Source organism: Nostoc sp. ChiQUE01b (assembly GCF_034531255.1).
Lineage (GTDB): Bacteria > Cyanobacteriota > Cyanobacteriia > Cyanobacteriales > Nostocaceae > Nostoc.
Map to the genome: position 1 here is coordinate 150,769 of NZ_JAVRBM010000007.1, position 18,351 is coordinate 169,119.

General features: G+C 40.2%; 17 protein-coding genes. 10 read left to right on the forward strand and 7 right to left on the reverse strand.

Annotated elements, in window-relative coordinates; translation table 11 throughout:
* Positions 1–9 precede the first annotated feature (9 nt).
* Positions 10–2,640: a S8 family peptidase gene (locus tag RMY63_RS07425; RefSeq protein ID WP_322728091.1), complete on the forward strand. Its 2,631-nt coding sequence runs from the start codon at positions 10–12 to the stop codon at positions 2,638–2,640.
* Between the two features lie 579 nt (positions 2,641–3,219).
* Here the strand turns inward: RMY63_RS07425 and RMY63_RS07430 are convergent.
* Positions 3,220–4,299, reverse strand: coding sequence for a hypothetical protein (locus RMY63_RS07430; RefSeq protein ID WP_322728092.1), 1,080 nt, complete (start codon positions 4,297–4,299; stop codon positions 3,220–3,222).
* A gap of 53 nt (positions 4,300–4,352) precedes the next feature.
* Positions 4,353–5,336 (reverse strand): hypothetical protein, encoded by a 984-nt coding sequence (locus RMY63_RS07435; protein ID WP_322728093.1) that lies wholly within the window; start codon positions 5,334–5,336, stop codon positions 4,353–4,355.
* Between the two features lie 511 nt (positions 5,337–5,847).
* On the opposite strand from RMY63_RS07435, the gene RMY63_RS07440 reads away from it, so the two are divergent.
* The 5 genes from RMY63_RS07440 (at position 5,848) to RMY63_RS07460 (ending at position 11,676) form a co-directional block, all read left to right on the forward strand.
* Positions 5,848–6,600 carry a response regulator transcription factor gene (locus RMY63_RS07440; protein ID WP_322728094.1) on the forward strand — a complete coding sequence of 251 codons (753 nt, stop codon included), beginning with the start codon at positions 5,848–5,850 and terminating at the stop codon, positions 6,598–6,600.
* Between the two features lie 53 nt (positions 6,601–6,653).
* A complete protein-coding gene (locus RMY63_RS07445) occupies positions 6,654–7,973 on the forward strand; it encodes a PAS domain-containing sensor histidine kinase (protein WP_322728095.1) in 1,320 nt (439 codons plus the stop codon).
* 28 nt (positions 7,974–8,001) lie between these two features.
* Positions 8,002–8,670 carry a phosphate signaling complex protein PhoU gene (gene phoU / locus RMY63_RS07450; protein ID WP_322728096.1) on the forward strand — a complete coding sequence of 223 codons (669 nt, stop codon included), beginning with the start codon at positions 8,002–8,004 and terminating at the stop codon, positions 8,668–8,670.
* Positions 8,671–9,241: 571 nt separating this feature from the next.
* Positions 9,242–9,871 (forward strand): Crp/Fnr family transcriptional regulator, encoded by a 630-nt coding sequence (locus RMY63_RS07455; RefSeq protein WP_322728097.1) that lies wholly within the window; start codon positions 9,242–9,244, stop codon positions 9,869–9,871.
* 131 nt (positions 9,872–10,002) lie between these two features.
* Entirely contained in the window at positions 10,003–11,676 is a 1,674-nt protein-coding gene (locus RMY63_RS07460) for an iron uptake porin (RefSeq protein WP_322728098.1), read from the forward strand.
* A gap of 72 nt (positions 11,677–11,748) precedes the next feature.
* On the opposite strand, the gene RMY63_RS07465 is transcribed toward RMY63_RS07460, so the two are convergent.
* On the reverse strand, positions 11,749–12,009 hold the full coding sequence (locus RMY63_RS07465; protein ID WP_322728099.1) for a hypothetical protein: 261 nt from the start codon (positions 12,007–12,009) through the stop codon (positions 11,749–11,751).
* A gap of 478 nt (positions 12,010–12,487) precedes the next feature.
* On the opposite strand from RMY63_RS07465, the gene RMY63_RS07470 reads away from it, so the two are divergent.
* The gene (locus RMY63_RS07470; protein ID WP_322728100.1) at positions 12,488–13,093 is read left to right on the forward strand and encodes a DUF3318 domain-containing protein; all 606 of its coding nucleotides are present in this window, start codon (positions 12,488–12,490) and stop codon (positions 13,091–13,093) included.
* A gap of 251 nt (positions 13,094–13,344) precedes the next feature.
* Positions 13,345–13,536, forward strand: a complete 192-nt coding sequence (locus tag RMY63_RS07475) for a hypothetical protein (RefSeq protein WP_322728101.1) — start codon at positions 13,345–13,347, stop codon at positions 13,534–13,536.
* Between the two features lie 178 nt (positions 13,537–13,714).
* On the opposite strand, the gene RMY63_RS07480 is transcribed toward RMY63_RS07475, so the two are convergent.
* From RMY63_RS07480 to RMY63_RS07495, 4 genes are all read right to left on the reverse strand, one after another.
* Positions 13,715–14,113, reverse strand: a complete 399-nt coding sequence (locus RMY63_RS07480) for a hypothetical protein (protein WP_322728102.1) — start codon at positions 14,111–14,113, stop codon at positions 13,715–13,717.
* Between the two features lie 621 nt (positions 14,114–14,734).
* On the reverse strand, positions 14,735–15,508 hold the full coding sequence (gene hisA, locus RMY63_RS07485; RefSeq protein ID WP_322728103.1) for a 1-(5-phosphoribosyl)-5-[(5-phosphoribosylamino)methylideneamino]imidazole-4-carboxamide isomerase: 774 nt from the start codon (positions 15,506–15,508) through the stop codon (positions 14,735–14,737).
* A gap of 47 nt (positions 15,509–15,555) precedes the next feature.
* A complete protein-coding gene (locus tag RMY63_RS07490) occupies positions 15,556–15,855 on the reverse strand; it encodes a DUF3593 domain-containing protein (protein ID WP_292872991.1) in 300 nt (99 codons plus the stop codon).
* Positions 15,852–16,187, reverse strand: a complete 336-nt coding sequence (locus RMY63_RS07495) for a DUF2499 domain-containing protein (RefSeq protein WP_322728104.1) — start codon at positions 16,185–16,187, stop codon at positions 15,852–15,854. Before RMY63_RS07495 ends, RMY63_RS07490 begins: the two co-directional genes overlap by 4 nt.
* 457 nt (positions 16,188–16,644) lie before the next feature.
* Between RMY63_RS07495 and csaB the strand changes: the two genes are divergently transcribed.
* Both csaB and RMY63_RS07505 read left to right on the forward strand, forming a co-directional pair.
* Complete coding sequence (gene csaB, locus RMY63_RS07500; RefSeq protein ID WP_322728121.1) at positions 16,645–17,682, forward strand: polysaccharide pyruvyl transferase CsaB; 1,038 nt, start codon at positions 16,645–16,647, stop codon at positions 17,680–17,682.
* Positions 17,683–17,939: 257 nt separating this feature from the next.
* Positions 17,940–18,350: a retroviral-like aspartic protease family protein gene (locus tag RMY63_RS07505; protein WP_322728105.1), complete on the forward strand. Its 411-nt coding sequence runs from the start codon at positions 17,940–17,942 to the stop codon at positions 18,348–18,350.
* Position 18,351: the final 1 nt, after the last annotated feature.

Here is an 18,351-nt window from a genome sequence, read left to right on the forward strand (position 1 = left end):
GATAAATAAATGGTTGAAAGTTCTCAGGGTTTTCCGCATATCGATCTCAGATTAACAGACAAGGGTACAGCAAAATCTCTAGGTGGCGGTGGTAATAAAAAACATACTCAGACACATATAAATTTGTCTAATCGGCAGGGACACGGAAGTAAAATCCAAGAATTAGTATCTTCTCTCGTTTACGATTGGAAAATAACTCAACAGCAACAGGAAGAAGATAAAAAACTCATACTTCCTGATTCCATACCTTTAATACTACAGATTGACCCGGAAACTTTCGATTTAGATGATCTAAGAACTTCCAAGATAGAAATAATATCTGAGTTAGAAGATGGATATATTATCGGTGCGTCTGCGGATACCAATCTAACTGCACTTCAAAATAAAATAGAAAAATTTTTTAATGAGCAAAAAGGTGGTGGTGTAATTGCAAAAATATTGAATATTATTGACAAAAACCAACGCCCCGAATTTATTTTGTCTTCAGAGTTATTACAGGAGTGGAATCAAATAAAAGATGAACAAGTTTATGTTGTTGAGGTAGGTATATCTTGTTTAGGAACTAAAACAAAATTAAGTGATTATCCAGAACAGAAGAATTATAAAAAACCTGAAAAGTATGCGGAAGCAATCAATAATTGGATTAATAATCGTGATGTGACATATGATGAATGGGATGATTTGGCATCACAGAGACAACAAGACTTAATGAATTTTATTAGCAATACTAAATATAAATATAATGGGAAGCTTTTAAGTAGCTTTATTGAAGATAATCCTCCTCAATTTTGTGAAGCACCAGACAGTTTTTCCTGCCTAATTCAAATATCTGGTCTATGCTTAAAAGATTTGGTATTTAATTTTTCTTATGTCTTTGAAGTAACTGAAAAAGATAACATTGCTGAACCATTTTTTCCTAATGGTGAAATATCTAATATTAGTAATATATCTTTAGTTTTACAAACACCAAAAACAAATGCACCCAACGTCTGTGTAATTGATAGCGGTATTCAAGAGCAGCATCCTCTTTTAAAAAATGCCATTGATTCAGATAACTCAAAATCTTGGATTCCTTTAGAATTAAACTTAACTGCTGATCTGGTGAGTAATGGTGGTCATGGAACCAGAGTTGCTGGAGCAGTGCTTTATCCAATAAATGTGCCTCGGAGTGGAACCCATCAAGCAATTTGTTGGCTTCAAAATGCAAGAGTACTGGATAGTAATTGTAGATTATCCGATAAATTATATCCGCCTATACTCTTAGAAAACATTGTAGAGTTCTACCATAGTCAAACAGGAACAAGAATTTTTAACCACTCTATTAATGGAGATGTTCCTTGTAGAACCAGGTATATGAGTGCTTGGGCAGCAGCTATTGATAAATTAACATATGAAAAAGATATTCTTTTCATAGTATCTGCTGGCAATATTCCTGTAGAAAGTCACCGATTTTCAACAAGACTATCTGTTAAATCTCATATTTTAGCAGGTAGACCTTACCCAGATTATCTTTCTGAAAACTCTTGTAGAATTGCTAATCCAGCACAAAGCCTCCAAGCATTAACTGTTGGCTCAATTACCCGTAATTCCTTCTGTGACTTATCTTGGTCTTCATTAGGAGAAAAAGACCAACCATCAGCATTTTCTTGCTCTGGACTGGGTATATGGGACACGATTAAACCAGAGGTGGTTGAGTATGGTGGTGATCTTGTGAAAGATGAAGGTCAGCCACCAAACATTACTTGTATCGCAGGTACAGGCCCTGAGTTAGTAAGGTCAACTTTAGGTACTGGTTCTACTCCTATAGTTGCCTCTGACACTTTTGGAACTTCATTCGCAACACCAAAAGTAAGCCATATTGCGGCTTGTCTGGCTGCTGAGTTTCCTGAAGAAAAATGCTTATTATATCGGGCATTAATTGTTCAATCAGCCCGATGGCCGGAATGGGCCCTAGCAAAGAGTGATGAAGAAAAGAAGAATGTTATTCGTCAAATTGGGTATGGGATTCCAAACCTTGAGCGTGCCTTGAGTAATACTCCAAATCGTAGTACATTAATTACACGAGGAGAACAGCTAATTAAAGCTGGAGATGCTCATATATATCAAGTCAAACTACCGAATAGTCTGAGATCGCCTGGAGAAGAGTTTGATATTCTTATAGAAATTACTTTGTCATATAAAGCTGAACCGCGTCGAACTCGACGTAATAGAAGAAAGTATCTTTCAACTTGGCTTGACTGGGAGTGTAGTAAACAAGGAGAAGATCCAAAACATTTTCTTGGCAGGGTTTTAGCTAATTACAATGTGCCAAAAGATGCTGATAAGGGGGATGAACTCTTTACATGGACTCTTGGTAAAGAGAAGCATTATAAAACAATCAAGAATGTATCAAGAAGTATAGGAACAATTCAGAAGGATTGGGCTTTAGTGAAATCTTATAACCTTCGAGAAGCATTCTGTATTGCAGTAGTAGGACACGAAGGTTGGAATAATGATCCATACGCTGAAGTTCCATATTCTCTAGTTGTTAGCTTTGAAGCCACACAAACAAATATCCCGATTTATACCCCAGTTGTCGAAGCTCAAGTTGAAACAGAAATTCAATCACTGATAGAAGTTCAATCTATTGTAGGTAGCTGAGGCGATCGCACCCCCGCTATTAAACATCTTTAGAAATTAAATATGGATTATCCAAAACCCTGGTAGAGATGTAGCAGTACTACGTCTCTTTTTCATCAGATGCCTATTAAGATTTGTATTTATCCCGTTAAAAGTGAAGGTTCCTATAGGGGTAATATTATTTACTAACTTGTTTTAGTTAAACTTAAATTCTCTGTGATATATTTATGTAATCAAGAATACCCATAATGTAGATATTAAAACTTAGTATTATGTCTAGTCAAGAACAGAATTCCAACAAAGCATTGAAGCAAACGCAGGCTAGCCCAACAAAGAAGAAGGTACAACCTCCCCCAGACATCAAAAAACCAAAGAAAACTGAATAAAAAGCATTAAAGTTACTTGCAGAGACTTAAATTTAATTAAGTCTCTGCAATTCTCATCAAAAATAAATCAGGGAAGAATTCAGCACCCAGGAATCAGAATTCAGAACTTAGAAGAAATGAAACACACTTGCTATATTGATTCATCAAATGTTCTCTTGATTCTTTAACTATTCTGACTCCTGAATTCTGACTTCTGAATTCTTCCGAAATCAATTTATTTATTTTTTGCTTGAGTCTTTGCCTGTTCTAAAGCTATTTCTTTGATTGCCTGATATGAATTAACATTTGAAGTACCTTCAATAGCTTTAACAGCCAAATCCTGAACTTGTTTGAGAGCGGACTCAAGTTGTTTAGAAAGATTTTGAATTCGTGTCTCTTGATTAGTAATAGTTTGTTCTAGAGATTGCAGTCTTTGTTCATAGAAACGCTTTTGCCCTTCCACTTCCTTAGAATATAAATCTGATTTTACTTTAGCTTGGTAGTGGGCGATGCCTTTGCCTTCTTCTGTAGCTTTTTTGATGGCTGCTTCTTTATCTTTTGGAAAAGCCTCTACCTTGGTTTTTAACTCTTCAAATTGTTTCTCTCTCTCAGAAATTGCTTTCTCCCGTTCAGCCCACTGTTTTTCTGTTTCTTGGAGTAATTCTTCCAGTTGCTTATATCGCACTTTCTGCTCTTGTTCGTATTCGTCATTTTGCAGTTGTCGCTGGAGTTCTAAATTATACTTATACTCTGCTGCATCGCGTTGCCGAGTTTTATTCAAGTTTTCATTCCGTTCTTTTATCGTCCGTTGCTGTTCCTCTTGTTCTTTTCCCCAAGTATTTCTTTGCTCTAGTATTTCTTGGAATAATACTTCAGAACGTCGGCTATATTCTTCCTGATAAGCTTTAGTATTATCTTCATAGGCTTGGATGAGAGTATCCAAGATATCATCAGAAATTTCTAAATTGTGCAACTGTGTTAATTGTTGGATTTCTTCTTCTAAAGTTCGCCTTATTTCTTCCAACTTAGAGGATTTTGTGGTTAGCTGTTCCGATAATTCATTAGCAGCACTGCCAAAACCTAATTGAATCTTTGCCAAGCTTTCAATTGTATTGTTCATCTTTTGTTGGACACTAGAAAGCTGATTCATAGCTGTTTTTTGTTCTAATTTAGGCTGTTCTTTAGTTCCAGACTGGTTTTCCTGGCCAACTTTATCGAGTTCTGATTTCAGTGCTGCTTTTTCTTTTGCCAACTCCTCATACGCCTGAAGAATTTCTACTTTAGTATTCTTATCAGTCGGTTTTTTTCCCACCACAACAAACCTCTTTTTCAGGAATTCAAAATGATTAAGATGCTACGAACTCACAATTATTTGGGGTTAGAACTACCAAAAGCCCTCATAGCTAAGTCTTGTGCTTGTTTTAATGCAGTTTGCAATTGAGCAGAAATGCCTTCTATTTGCTCAGACTGTTTCTTAATTGTTTCTTCCAGAGATTGAATTCTTTGTTCATAACTCTGTTTATTCGATTCCCATTCTTTTTCAAATAAATCAGCCTCAATTTTAGCTTTTTGGCTTGTTTCTTTAATTGCTTCTTCTCTAGCTTTCTTAACGGCTTCTTCAAGTTCGTTAGGAAATGTAGTTACTTTTTGTTGATAATCTGCAAAGAGTGGTTGGCGTTCAGCGAAGATTTTTTCTCGTTCTACCCAATCTTTCTCTTTATTTTGAGAATTTTCTTGTATTTCCCTTTGTTGTTGGCGCTTTATCCCTTCGTAGCTGTCTGTATTTAGTTTACGAGTAGTTTCTAACTTATACTGAAATTCTTCTTGTTCTTGCTGGCGATCTTTGGCTAATAAATCGTTATATGCTTGAAGTTTTTCTTCATACTCTGCTTGCTCTTTTTGCCATTCTTTCCGCCTGATTGTAATTTCTTTCTCTAGTGTTTCCCTTTTGCTAATAGTATCTTGTTCGAGAATTTTTAATTTTTCTTGGTGTTCTTGACTTAAAATGTCTAGAGTATCCGCTACAACTCTAATTTGTTGCAGTTCTTGTAGACGTTGAGTTTCAATTTCTATAGCTCGGTTCAATTCATCTAACTTGGAATTTTCCTGAGCTAGTTTTTCAGATAATCCGTTGAGAATACTGCCAAACTCCAATTGTAAATCAGCTAAACCTTTGACAATACTATCAACTGTATATGCAGAAGCTGTTTGCAGAATTTCTTGACTTTTTGCCTTTTCTGCTTCCTCTTGTTTGGTTGCTATTTTAAATTCCAGCTTTTTCCTTTGGATCAGAATTTGTTGAAATGCTTGCATTAGTTGTTGTTTGCTGTCCTTGACTCCAACTGTAGTCATCTTCCAACTCCCTTCAATAGGCAATGAATTATTGGGTAGCAAGCCATACCAATGACTACCCTATGCAGACATCAGAGTAGCCTTTTAATCAACATTTTTAACGCCGTGGAAATACTGAAATGATCCACATCTGACACTTAGTGGGTACGAATTTTCCACATATATGTCCTTCTGTTTTTCAGGTATAGTTTTCCCTTTGAGGCTTAGTAGTATTTTTGTACTAAGATAAATATACTTAACCTAGTCTCCTCTGTCAAGATAATCTTCATGCAATAATGTCTTTGGATCTTGTAGAGACAGAATCAGAAATTCAAAGTCTTTAATTAAAAAACTGTTAGAAGCTTGCAGCCACAGTTATTTATGATTTAGGAGACTGCTGTGGTATATGTTACTTTTTGTAAAGAAAATCTAAAAGAATTAACCCTAGTCGAAGTGCGGTTGCAGTAAGGGGAGATAATAGACTTAATCATCCTAATTGATACAAGCACAGTCCTAGACTTTTGTGATATCAATGTATACCAGTGAATCGACCAAATACTCTACCAGAACGGGCATTGGACAAACCAGCCGTATTCTAGTAGTAGAAGATGAAGAATTAATCCAGGAAATGCTAGCTGTAGCTTTGGAAGAAGAAGGTTACGGGGTGATAACAGCCCCCGATGGGCGGTCTGCTATGGAGTATCTCAAAAGTTTTGAAACCAATTCTGGGGAACCCCCCTTTGATCTGGTCATTCTTGATTTGATGCTGCCGCAAATCAATGGGTTAGATATTTGCCGTTTGCTGCGTCATCAAGGAAACCCAGTACCAATTTTAATGCTCAGTGCTAAAGGTAGTGAAACTGACCGCGTTCTGGGGTTAGAGGTGGGTGCAGATGACTACCTGACCAAACCCTTTAGTATGCGCGAGTTAGTGGCTCGTTGTCGGGCTTTACTCCGCCGCCAACGCCTAAGTAATTTACCCCAAATACCAGTATTAAAATTCAAGGATGTTACCTTGAATCCCCAAGAATGTCGGGTGCTGGTTCGTGGTCAAGAAGTGAGTCTTTCCCCCAAAGAGTTCCGTTTGCTGGAACTGTTTATGAGTTACGCCCGCCGGGTATGGTCACGAGAACAATTGCTCGATCAGGTTTGGGGGCCAGATTTTGTCGGCGATAGTAAAACTGTAGACGTTCACATTCGGTGGTTGCGCGAAAAATTAGAGCAAGACCCCAGTCATCCCGAATATATTGTGACTGTAAGAGGTTTTGGCTATAGGTTTGGATAATTAGTTGGGATAGTTGTTAGTTTTTAGTAGTCACCAAGAAACTAACAACTCAAATGCTTTTATTGGGATTTTTTCTGGGTTTAGCGGTAGGCATTGGGTTTTGGGTTTGGCAACAGGTTCAACTTAACCGCTACCTGGGGCGCTTACTCCGACCGTTAACATCGCATTCTTATAAGATGGGACTGCTGCTGATTCCTGGGTTGCGGCAGGAAATAGCAATGGTGAAACAGCAACAGCAAGATTTGCAGCAGTCGTTGCAAACTTATCAAGACCTGCTAGATTTTGCACCAGTGGGATATTTACAGGTGGATGAGGAAAATCAACTGCTGTGGTGTAATCGACAGGCGCAGGAAATTTTGTATCTGCAAAGGTGGCAACCAGAACAAGTGCGCTTGTTATTGGAGTTGGTCAGGTCTTACGAACTTGACCATTTAATTGAGCAAACTCGTGATTTGCAAAAACCACAGACGGGAGAATGGATATTTCATCCATCTTGTGATGATGCAGCAGAGATGGCAACAATCAAATCTTTGGCTTTGCGGGCTTCTAGCTTACCTTTACCCAATGGACAAGTGGGAGTCTTTTTAGAAAATCGTCAACCCCTATTAGATATAAATCAAGTACGCGATCGCTCTTTTTCCGATCTAGCACATGAACTCAGAACGCCCTTGACTTCGATTCGCTTGGTTGCGGAAACTTTACAAACCCGCTTAGAACCGCCTTTAAATCGCTGGGTTAACCGCCTGATGCAAGAAGTTGATCGACTAATTAACTTGGTGCAAAGCTGGTTAGAACTTACCCAAATGGAAGCAAACCCAGATATGCAATTGCAAGCCAAAGCTGTAGAATTGCGATCGCTCATTACATCTGTTTGGGAAACACTAGAACCCTTAGCACAGCCTCAACATCTGTCTTTTTCCTATTCTGGCCCAGAAAATCTGTGGATTAAAGCAGATAAAGCCAGGATTTACCAGGTTTTTCTTAACTTGCTAGACAATAGCATTAAGTACAGTCCTCCTGGTACAAGCATTTACGTTGAAGCGAAAATCTTATCAACAAAAGATAATGATTCTGCTTCTTCAATCTTGGAAATAAGTCTTATTGATTCTGGAGTCGGCTTTTCAGAAGAAGATTTACCCCACGTTTTTGAGCGATTTTATCGAGGAGATAAAGCGCGAACTCATTCTCCCCAAGATAGTAACTCCATCGGAGCGATCGTTGGTAATGGATTAGGATTAGCGATCGTTGAGCAAATTCTAATTGCCCACGGTGGTTCAATCAAAGCGATGAACCATCCAGAAACTGGAGGTGCGTGGATGCAACTCCAATTTCTTGAAGTTATGGCAAACTCCCTAAGCCAAGACTATAGTTAGTAATATCTTCACCTTTGAGATAACAAGTGTGAAAGCTGTCGATTATACTCCCAATCCTCAAAGACCACAACTCGCACGCGCCATTAGGCGCTTAGAACGGGATGTATTACGCATGGGTGCTTTGGTAGAACAATCATTTCGCCTCAGCCACCAAGCGTTATTTGCTCGTAACTTAACAGCTGCTGAGGAACTCCCCCGATTAGATAAAAAGATCGATCGCTTTTATAGACAAATCGAATCAGACTGTACGGCGATTATGACGCTACAAGCGCCTACAGCTCCCGATTTGCGCTGCTTGAGTGCCTTTATGCAACTGGTGCGAGATTTAGAGCGCATTGGTGATTATGCTGAGGATTTAGCTGAGATTGCGATTAAAATTTTTCCTTACGCGCCTCATACGTCAATGCCCGACATTGAAGCGATGTCCCTTCACGCGCAGGCGATGCTAGCAACTAGCTTAAAGGCTTTGGGGGATTTTGATGAAGCCGGTGGACGCCGTTTAAAGCATCTGGATGATACTGTAGACGATGCCTACGATCACGTTTATCAGACTTTAGCCCAACAACGGGATGTGCCTGGTGTAGTTGAGCCAATTATACTACTGGCACTGGCAATTCGTTGTCTAGAACGCATGGCAGATCATGCTACGAATATCGGTCAAAGGGTAGCATATATTGTCACTGGTCAACGATCCTAATTGATACCGCTTAGATCCCCGACTTTTACCCTCTAGGAGTCTGCAAGAAGTCGGGGATCTAAATCTAGCGATTTAGTAAGGGCCATTCCACCTTACTATCTTCATCATTATTTGCGCCTACATATAGCAAAGTGCTGTTAGCGGAAGCGGGGCGTTTAGCCCGTGCTGTTAGCGATAGCGGGGCGTTTAGCCCGTGCTGAGTAGAAACTCAGTATTATCAAAGGTTTCAGCAACCAACATAGTCCTAACCTATGCTTCAACTGCTGTATATCAAGTTCTCAGAAAATACCAAATAATTAAAAATAAGTTAATTCAATATTTTACTAAAAGCTTACCTATTCTTAAACTTACACAATTAAAGTAACAGATAAACAACTAAAACTTTTTGTTCTATCTTACTGATAGATATCTTAAGCAAAAGTTGTTACGCTCAGAAGATTTTGAGTTAGTCTCTAGCTCTGATTAAGAAGAATAGACTTTCAGATATACAGATGATTTTTAATACAAATTATTAGAGTTTCTTAATCATTGTAAATAGCGAGATTCCCTGATAATTATGTAGTTACGATTAATGATGTATTCCCCAAGTCCTACTTCAAACTCTTCTGCTGTGTTAAATGGTTCTGCTTTGGGCGGACAATTACCCCAGCAGATATTTACCCGTCGGGAAGTAATTCCACCTCACAATGACGTAATTTGGCGCATTGAATACGGTGCAGTTCGTACCTTAACGTGGAGTGAAGATGGAACATTCATTACTCTCGGTTATTGGGGACTAGGGGATCTGATTGGCTATCCTTTGTCTAAGGTGAAGCCCTACCAGATTGAATGTCTCACAGGCGTGGAAGTAAGCATTGTGCCACCTCATTTGTGGCATCAGGATATTAATGCTTTGTTGTCTCATATTCAACAAGCAGAGGATCTACTAAGCATTGTGCATCGAAAACCAATTTCGCTACGCTTATGGCAGTTTTTAGTCTGGTTAAGTGAAAAATTTGGACGTGACGTAGATAAGGGCAAACTTATTGATTTAAATGTTACCCATCAAGATATTGCTGAAGTGTTAAATACTACGCGAGTAACAGTTACCCGACTTCTACAGCAGTTAGAGGAAGAAGGAACAGTTTTACGTCACAAACGCCGCATTATTTTGCGCTTACCAAATAAATTAATTAAAAATTATAGTTCAGCAGTATGCTAACTAATTGCTTGTAATAATCACAGGATAAAGGTATAATCGTTGCTGTGATTGTGTGTGAAATCCACAAAACAGAAGTGCTTAAAGCATTTTCTCATGGCTGGATTATTGTAGGTGTGAGTGAAATAAAAAACATGACAAAACGATTCTGGAATCTTTTTAAGGTTAGTCCGTTTGTATTGGCTGCTACATTTTTGGTTGCTAATAGTGCCTTAGCTGGTGAAGTCAACGAACAGATAACAAATGTTGGCGAGTTATCTGAAGCTCAAGAGTCTAACAGCATGAGTCAGGTAACATCAGTTTCTCAGTTTTCGGATGTACAGCCTACAGATTGGGCGTTCCAAGCTTTACAATCTCTAGTTGAGCGCTATGGCTGTATTGCAGGTTATCCTAACAGTACCTATCGTGGGAACCGTGCTTTAACGCGTTATGAATTTGCCGCAGGTTTGAATGCCTGTTTAGATCGGGTTAACGAACTGATTGCTACAGCTACTGCCGATTTGGTCAGCAAACAAGATTTAGCTACCTTACAGCGCTTACAAGAAGAATATTCTGCTGAACTAGCAACTCTGCGCGGTCGTGTTGATGGCCTAGAAGCCCGCACTGCTGAGTTAGAAGCTAATCAGTTCTCCACTACCACCAAGTTGGTTGGAGAAGCAATTTTCGCCGTGTCTGATGTTTTTGGCGACACTAGAGCAGTTCCTGGTGGTACTCCTACTCAAGACTTGAATTATAATACCACTTTTTCTGACCGGGTTCGTTTGAACTTATTCAGCAGTTTCACTGGTACAGACCAGTTGCAAATCCGTTTGACTGCTAACAATACCGTTTCTAATGTTGGTAGTGCTGCAACCGCTACTGGTACTGGTACTAACATGAGCCGCTTGTCTTTTGATGGAGATAACGGCAACGCTGTTGTGATTGATAAAATCAACTACGCTTTCAACTTTTCTGACGCGGTGCGTGTCAAAGTTGACGCTAGTGGTGGTGAATTATGGGAAAACGTAAACGCCTTCAACCCTGATTTTGCAAGCTCTGCTAAAGGTGCGCTCTCTCGCTATGGACGTTTTAGCCCGATTTACCGTCAAGGTCAAAATTCTGCTGCTTTGACTGTGACTTTGAATCCTAACAAAGCTATCAGTTTGAGTGGTGCTTATTTAGCACCTTCAAGTGGTACTGGTAATATCTTTGGTGCTAATAATCCCGGTCTTAATAATGGGCTTTTCGATGGTGATAACACCATCTTCGGTCAATTAACTTTCAAACCCAGCAAAGCCTTCAATATTGGTCTAACCTACGCCCGTAGTTACTTTGCTGGCAATGCAGCTAACAGTCTCTTCCAAGGTACAGGTAGCGCTTTTGCCAATAATCCCTTTGGGGCTGGTACTCGCACTGAATCCAATAACTACGGTATAGAAGCTACCTTCCAACTTGGCTCTACCTTGGCTATTAGTGGTTGGGGGGGTTATACAACTGCTGATGCTCTTACTGGTGCTAATGCGGGTGCAGATGCAGATGTTTGGTACTGGGCTGGCTCGCTTGCTTTGAAAGACTTTGGTGGAGAAGGCAACGTCTTAGGTGTGATCTTTGGTCAACCACCCAAAGTTACTGGTGGTAGTATCAAAAATGTCGCTGGCAATACTACCTTCGACGACAGTACCTCTTATCACTTAGAGGGTCTTTACAAGTACAAGATTTCCGATAATATTCAGGTAACACCTGGCTTGTTGGTAATCTTCAATCCAGAGCACAACGACGCTAACGACACTGAATATGTAGGTACTCTACGTACTACCTTCACCTTCTAAAATTGGCAAAGCTCAGAATTAGATAAACAAAACCCCACTTTTAGGTGGGGTTTTGTTTAGGAAGAAAATTAGCTATGTAGGATTATAATCTGGCTGATTGGATATATCTTTTGGGAGGCGATCGCTACTCCAAGCCCACCACACAGAACCACAGTGACAGTAGTAGAACTCTTGCCATTTGCGACGACGGTCTTCTGTAAGAACAGGCGATCGCCGATTTAGCCAAACTTTTTCAGCTTCTAGGCTACTTGAGTGGCAGTTAGGACAGCAAAAATTGTATGCATGTATTGCCTTATTCGTCCATTCAGGTGGGAGGGTAGCAAAAGCGTCCATGTAGTTACAAATATAGTCTTAATGGCAAGCCAAAACTTTGAGGTTTTGAATTTGGCGGCAAACGAATATTATAAAATCCCGCCACACTATCAAACTGCTTCATCAATATTTTTATCAAAACACTATCAAACTGCTTCATCAATATTTTTATCAAAGCAGAATAAAGGTGTCAGTCGCCAGAATTCAGAATAGAATTCTGTGCGAGTGGCGAATGTAATAAGCGGCGTTTTTGCACCCCCTAAAAGTGAAAATCTAGCGGTCTACAATTAGTGGTAGGTCTGAATCCTCCACTTTCTTGTTCTGACTCCTGTTAGCGGTAGCGGGGCGTTTAGCCCATTCTGGCTTCTGGATTCTTCTTCAAGGCTCGATCTGAATTTATTCAAGACTGGGAGAGCATCTCATAAATCAAAGGTTAACATGAAAACTTTATTTTTTACACACCTAGTTACTATGCACATTATGGCTAATAATTAAATTTATGGAGCCAAATGTTGAAATTCGCCGTTTGTTAGATGTGATGCCTGCTTCGGGTCGGATGACGACAAAAATCGTTAGTAAGCCAGAGCAAGCAAAAGTGATTGATGCTTCTTTTCCCCAACCCTGGAACCAAGCGCGACCGATATATATTAATTTTGATTTGTGGCGTCGCTTGCCAAAGCCGCAACGAGACTTGTTGCTGTTGCAGATGGTTAGCTGGTTAACGGGGGTAAAGTGGTTTAAACCCGACATTTATCAAGGTGTGGTGTTGGCTGGGCTGTTAGGTGGATTCTTAGAAGCAGCACAATCAGATATAGTGGGTGTAGCTGTAGCTGGGGGATTAAGTGCGATCGCTGCTTGGAGGATCTGGCGAACTAATAAATCTCAAGAGTCAGAGTTAAATGCCGATGCAGCCGCAATTAAGATAGCACAGCGGCGCGGTTATTCAGAAGCTGAAGCAGCACAGCACCTGTTATCTGCAATTGAAGCAGTAGCTAAGATTGAAGGGCGTTCCAGTTTCAATTTTACTGAGTTGATTCGTTGCCAAAACTTACGAGCGATCGCAGGTTTATCAGCAGTGGGTATACCAGAAAGTTATGATAAGTAGAATAAATGTCTCTGCTGCCCATTTGTAGCAACATTTAAAATAAAAGGTCTTTATATAAGTTTTTGAGAGCGATCGGTCAAAAACCTCCATGAGGCTATTCTACACTGGAATAAGAGAATGTGTGTTTAACTTACTTAGATATCAAAAACTGGGGAGTTTTGTCATACCTTCTCCGTGTCGCTTATGAGGTGATTACCTCGTGTGGTAAAACTTAACTTAAATTCTGTCAGTTACTAACGGAGTTGATAGGAATGGGTACTTTAATTTTTATTGGCTTGATAGTGGTTTACGGAGGCGGGGCTTGGAAATTTTGGAATGGGTTTGGACGGACTAATTTTAATCCAACTTTGATTAATCGGATTGGTTTATCTTTGCTATGGCCAGCTTTGTTTATTACAAATCAATCTTATCGTCGAAACTTTAGAAAGGCGTTGAAGGGCTAAGGATTACTATTAAACCTAACGTCATCCGATTCTGACGGTAGATATATCTCAAATAAACCAAACCGACGAACCCCGCTTCCCTACTAGGGAAGCGAGGTTAGCTTTGCTCCTTTTACGAAGCAGAGGAATTATGAAGGGATAAGTTTGTTAACCGTTGGAAGTATTTCAGCTAATGAATTTATTTGGTTAAAAGATGGATTGCTCCACCTACAGCAGCACCATCAATAGCATTGCCAAGGGTATCTTTGCTATCGCCAGTAATTACACCAGTTACGGCGCTAGCACCTGCACCGACTCCGACATCTTGAACAGCGTTCCGGTGACGACGATTGCGAGTATTTCTCAGACCATTTGCACCATTGACGGCTGCGCCAGTCACACCACCCTTAACAGCATTATCTAAAACCCTGCCATTTCCCCTAACAGCTCCGGTTACAACGTTGGTAACAGCCCCAATACCTACATCTCTTAGTACTTGATTATCAGCAGCAGCGGGTTTGGCGGGAACTAAGGTGACACCAGCTAGACTTGCAGCCATGAGGCTGGGTAGAAGTGTGCGTTTTAAGATTTTATTCATTATGTTACCTTCTCAAAACATCAAACAATTGTCTAAAAACTAAAGTTACTAGAGGTCAGATAAAATCATATTTTTATCTGAACAACAGGAACTATTTATTTTTTGAGAACATATATATCATGACATTTGCAAAGTTATAACTGCATCTACTGAAAGCATGAATATAGATTCAGTCCACAGAAGGCCTTGGCGATTTATTAGGTAATGTTAGAGATTACATATTGACAAAATCAATTGAATATGCGGTTTAGATTTTTTATGACTAGCAAGGGATTTCTAATGAGAAATCGTGTAGTGTTTACCTTATCTGTCTAAAGGTAGTTGCCAAAATAATTAAACTATAGCGATTCTCGGCCCTTGTGAGGTACAAGAACCCCACCCCCAACCCCTCTCCGCAAGCGAGGAGGGGCTATGATGTACCTCATGTAATAAGGAAACGCTATAACTCACCGGGGTTAATATTTAATTTTCTTAGTTTAGCAGCCAAGCGTTGCTGAATACAGGGATGAAAATGATTTTGCATGATTTTAAAACTTTTGTAAAGACTAGCAATTGCAATGTCTATACACCAAGATTCATACATTTAATCAGCAACGCCAAACACAACTAAGACAAAAAATGTCAAGCGAAGGTAGAAAAACCTAGATTCGGTGGAATATCTTGAATCCGCCCAGGCCCGATCGCTCGTAATGCTTCTTTGAATAAAATATCCCTAGTATACAAGGCACGTCCGACAATTACGCCAGTCACGCCTTGAGGTTCTAACGCCAATAAACTCAACAAGTCGGTGACAGAACTTACCCCACCAGAGGCAATTATCGGGATGGAAATTGCAGCTGCAAGTTCTCGCAAAGCTTCTAAATTTGGCCCTGTAAGTGTACCATCTCGGTGGATATCTGTGTAAATTATGGCGGCTGCACCCAATTCTTGCATTTGTACAGCCAGTTGAGTTGCTAAAACTTCCGAGGTTTCTAACCAGCCACGAGTTGCTACTTTGCCGTTACGGGCATCAATACCGATAATAATCTGTTCGGGAAATTCTTGGCAGAGTTCTTGCACTAACTGGGGTTGTTCTACGGCGATAGTGCCGAGAATTGCCCACTGTATGCCTAGATTGAATATCTGTTGCACGCTGGTGCGATCGCGCAATCCTCCACCAATTTCAATGGGTACTGACACTGCATGAGCGATCGCTTCAATTGCCCCCAGGTTTACTACTTTACCTGCTTTAGCACCATCTAAATCAACTATATGTAATCTGGTAGCACCTTGATCTACCCACTGTTTGGCAACATCAGCTGGATTTTCGCTAAAAACTTGTGAGCGATCGTAGTTTCCCTGATACAGTCGCACACAATGGCCTTCTAGTAAATCAATCGCTGGAATTACGTCCATTTAACTCTTCCTCATTGCAATCAAAACGCTATGTATAGCTGAATTTACTATTTTTCATTTTTCATTTTTAATTGCCTTACAGCTTGCCCAAAACCTAGCACAAGCAAGATGTTAGAAAGCGTCAAAAATAGTTCTGCACCACCGTGCAACCAATCTACATTGGCCAAAGACTTACCATAATGCAATACTGCATAAATCCCCGCCGGGATGGTAATGGCAACAAAAACGAGAGTGCCGTAAAATCCATACAGCGCCAAACGCGGCATTTGCGGACTGCGGCTGATAAACCACAAGAAACCCAAATAGGGAAACAGTGAAAGTGCAAACAGGGTTTCTTTAGAAATCATTGCTCTGATTTGATAGGTTTTGGTTCAACAGTGTTGACAGATTTGGTAGAACGCCAAATCAAATACGCGGCTGCCCAAAGTGTAAAATTACCAACTAAAGTCATGGTAGCTTGAAGCGTTACCAGCCATTCCAGAGATTCGGTGTTGTCAAAATAATGCCAGGTACAGGCACACATAGCGCTGACTAAAGCTGGTAACATGGCAAGGGATAATCCCCACCAGCTGCGGTTATTAGTCAGTTCGCCGTAAGTCCAGATTAACCAAATGGCGACAATCCACTCAATAACGCTAGAAACATGAATAATCCAAGTGGGAATCGAAAGGGTGTGCATAAGAAAGTTAGGAGTTAGGAGTTAGGAGTTAGGAGTAGAGACGGGATTAATCGCGTCTGTACAAGAGTTAGGAGTTAGGAGTAGGGGTGTCAAGGTGATATGTAGCTTGAATTTTATATTTGTTTAAACAAAATCTTTGCTTGTTCTTTTAGAATTTTAAAGATTTCGAGTTCAAAGGTTCAAGGTTCGAGTTCAAAGGCTCAACTTCTAAGTTCAAAGGCTCAACTTCCGAGTTCAAAAGCTCAACTTCCGAGTTCAAAAGCTCAACTTCCGAGTTCAAAGGTTCAACTTCCGAGTTCAGAAGCTCAACTTCCGAGTTCTGAGGAAGTTCTAACTATCTTCTGCACTATTCAAAATAGAACTTGGGAATGAGTTTACCATCTGTATCAGGGACAGAGATTCATTTAACAATAGCTATTAATACAAAATCTAAAATCCAAAATCCAAAATGGTCAAGATGCGAGCGTTATTGTCTGGGTATTACGGTAAAGGTAATGGTGGTGACGAAGCTTTGTTGGCAACGCTTTTGCAAATGTTACCATCTCACGTAACGCCTGTGGTGCTTTCTGGTAATCCAAAGGAAACGCGCGATCGCTACAATGTAGAAACCTACGATCGCATGGCTCCCTTAGCTATACTGCAAGCTTTACGCTCAAGTGATGCCTTAATTTGGGGCGGCGGGAGTCTGATTCAAGATGTCACCAGTACTATCAGCCCATTTTATTATGGGGGACTGATGGCATTGGCGCAGAAAATGGGTTTGAAAACTGTTGCTTGGGCGCAGGGTATTGGCCCTTTGGTGCGTCCGCAAACTCGTTGGTTGGCACGGCAAACCTTTGCTAATTGTACCAAAATCAGTGTCCGCGATCGCGCCAGTGCAGCTCTATTATCTGATTGGCAAATTCCTTGTATTATAGCTCCTGACCCAGTTTGGGCATTGGAATCTAAACCAGTACCAGGACTTTGGGATTTACCTGCGCCAAGAGTTGCGGTAACGTTGCGATCGCATCCCCAACTTACAGAAACACGTCTAGCAAATTTAACGCGTGCTTTAGTTGACTTTCAAAAAGCTACGCAGGCTTTTATTTTATTACTGCCGTTTCAAAAAAGTGAAGATTTAAGTATTGCCGAAGCCATTCAACCACACCTTAAAGACGTTAGCAAAATTTTATGTCTGGAAGATCCGCAACTTTTAAAAGGTGTGTTTCGCGGCGTTGAAATGGCAATTGGGATGCGCCTCCACAGCTTAATTATGGCTGCATCTGTTGGTTGTCGCTGTTTTGCTCTCAGTTATGACCCCAAAGTAAATCATCTCATGGAAGACTTGGAAATGCCTGGATGGGATTTAGCGAGTTTACCCGATGACTCCAATTTGATTGGTCTAACTTGGATGGAGCATTACGCCAATGGCGATCCTTTATCATCGGAGAAAATCCAATCTTTGGTGGATGGTGCTTTACTGCACTGCGAGTTGTTGAGTGAAGCCTTAAGTTAAGTTTTTGTCTAGATATAAACAGGGAATGATATGACACAGATATCCCAGCCAAGACGCACCCGTATTTTACCAGCATCAACCTTAACAAACCAAAAGGAATATTAACTCTTGAAATGGTGAATAGCAATTAACTTACTTATACAAATTCAGTCCAAACTTAGGAAAAATATTTTCCATTCTTCAAGCTTCAAACTCTGGAACAAATTATACAGATTATGGTAAATCTGAATCGTACCAATTCTGCCGCCAATTAACCTATGGGTATTGTTCGAGTCAAAATCAAGCTTACAAATGCCATTGATGAAGCGCTTGTCAGTCGAGGAATGCTCAATCCAAATATGCTGCGGGTGTATGAAACAGAAGCATTAGTAGACACTGGGGCAGTACGTACTGTACTACCCATGTCTATTGTCCAGCAACTTGGTTTGAGAATTCGAGGACAGCAGATTGCTCAATACGCCAACGGTAGTGAAGAATCTATAGGAGTAACTGAACCCATAATTATTGAATTGGCAGGACGAGAAACTACCGAAGCCACATTAGTTACAGGTAATATAGTCCTGATTGGACACACGGTTTTAGAAACGCTGGATTTAGTGGTGGACTGTAGAAATCAACGACTTATTCCGAATCCTGAACATCCTAACTATCCTGTGATGAGAATATAAA

Coding starts and splice junctions, on each gene's coding strand:
- csaB (WP_322728121.1), top strand. CDS start 16,645: ATGCGAGCGTTATTGTCTGGGTATTACGGTAAAGGTAATGGTGGTGAC.
- RMY63_RS07495 (WP_322728104.1), bottom strand. CDS start 16,187: ATGCACACCCTTTCGATTCCCACTTGGATTATTCATGTTTCTAGCGTT.
- RMY63_RS07435 (WP_322728093.1), bottom strand. CDS start 5,336: ATGACTACAGTTGGAGTCAAGGACAGCAAACAACAACTAATGCAAGCA.
- RMY63_RS07460 (WP_322728098.1), top strand. CDS start 10,003: ATGACAAAACGATTCTGGAATCTTTTTAAGGTTAGTCCGTTTGTATTG.
- RMY63_RS07425 (WP_322728091.1), top strand. CDS start 10: ATGGTTGAAAGTTCTCAGGGTTTTCCGCATATCGATCTCAGATTAACA.
- RMY63_RS07470 (WP_322728100.1), top strand. CDS start 12,488: ATGGAGCCAAATGTTGAAATTCGCCGTTTGTTAGATGTGATGCCTGCT.
- RMY63_RS07505 (WP_322728105.1), top strand. CDS start 17,940: ATGGGTATTGTTCGAGTCAAAATCAAGCTTACAAATGCCATTGATGAA.
- RMY63_RS07480 (WP_322728102.1), bottom strand. CDS start 14,113: ATGAATAAAATCTTAAAACGCACACTTCTACCCAGCCTCATGGCTGCA.
- RMY63_RS07490 (WP_292872991.1), bottom strand. CDS start 15,855: ATGATTTCTAAAGAAACCCTGTTTGCACTTTCACTGTTTCCCTATTTG.
- RMY63_RS07440 (WP_322728094.1), top strand. CDS start 5,848: ATGTATACCAGTGAATCGACCAAATACTCTACCAGAACGGGCATTGGA.
- RMY63_RS07445 (WP_322728095.1), top strand. CDS start 6,654: ATGCTTTTATTGGGATTTTTTCTGGGTTTAGCGGTAGGCATTGGGTTT.
- RMY63_RS07455 (WP_322728097.1), top strand. CDS start 9,242: ATGATGTATTCCCCAAGTCCTACTTCAAACTCTTCTGCTGTGTTAAAT.
- RMY63_RS07475 (WP_322728101.1), top strand. CDS start 13,345: ATGGGTACTTTAATTTTTATTGGCTTGATAGTGGTTTACGGAGGCGGG.
- hisA (WP_322728103.1), bottom strand. CDS start 15,508: ATGGACGTAATTCCAGCGATTGATTTACTAGAAGGCCATTGTGTGCGA.
- RMY63_RS07465 (WP_322728099.1), bottom strand. CDS start 12,009: ATGGACGCTTTTGCTACCCTCCCACCTGAATGGACGAATAAGGCAATA.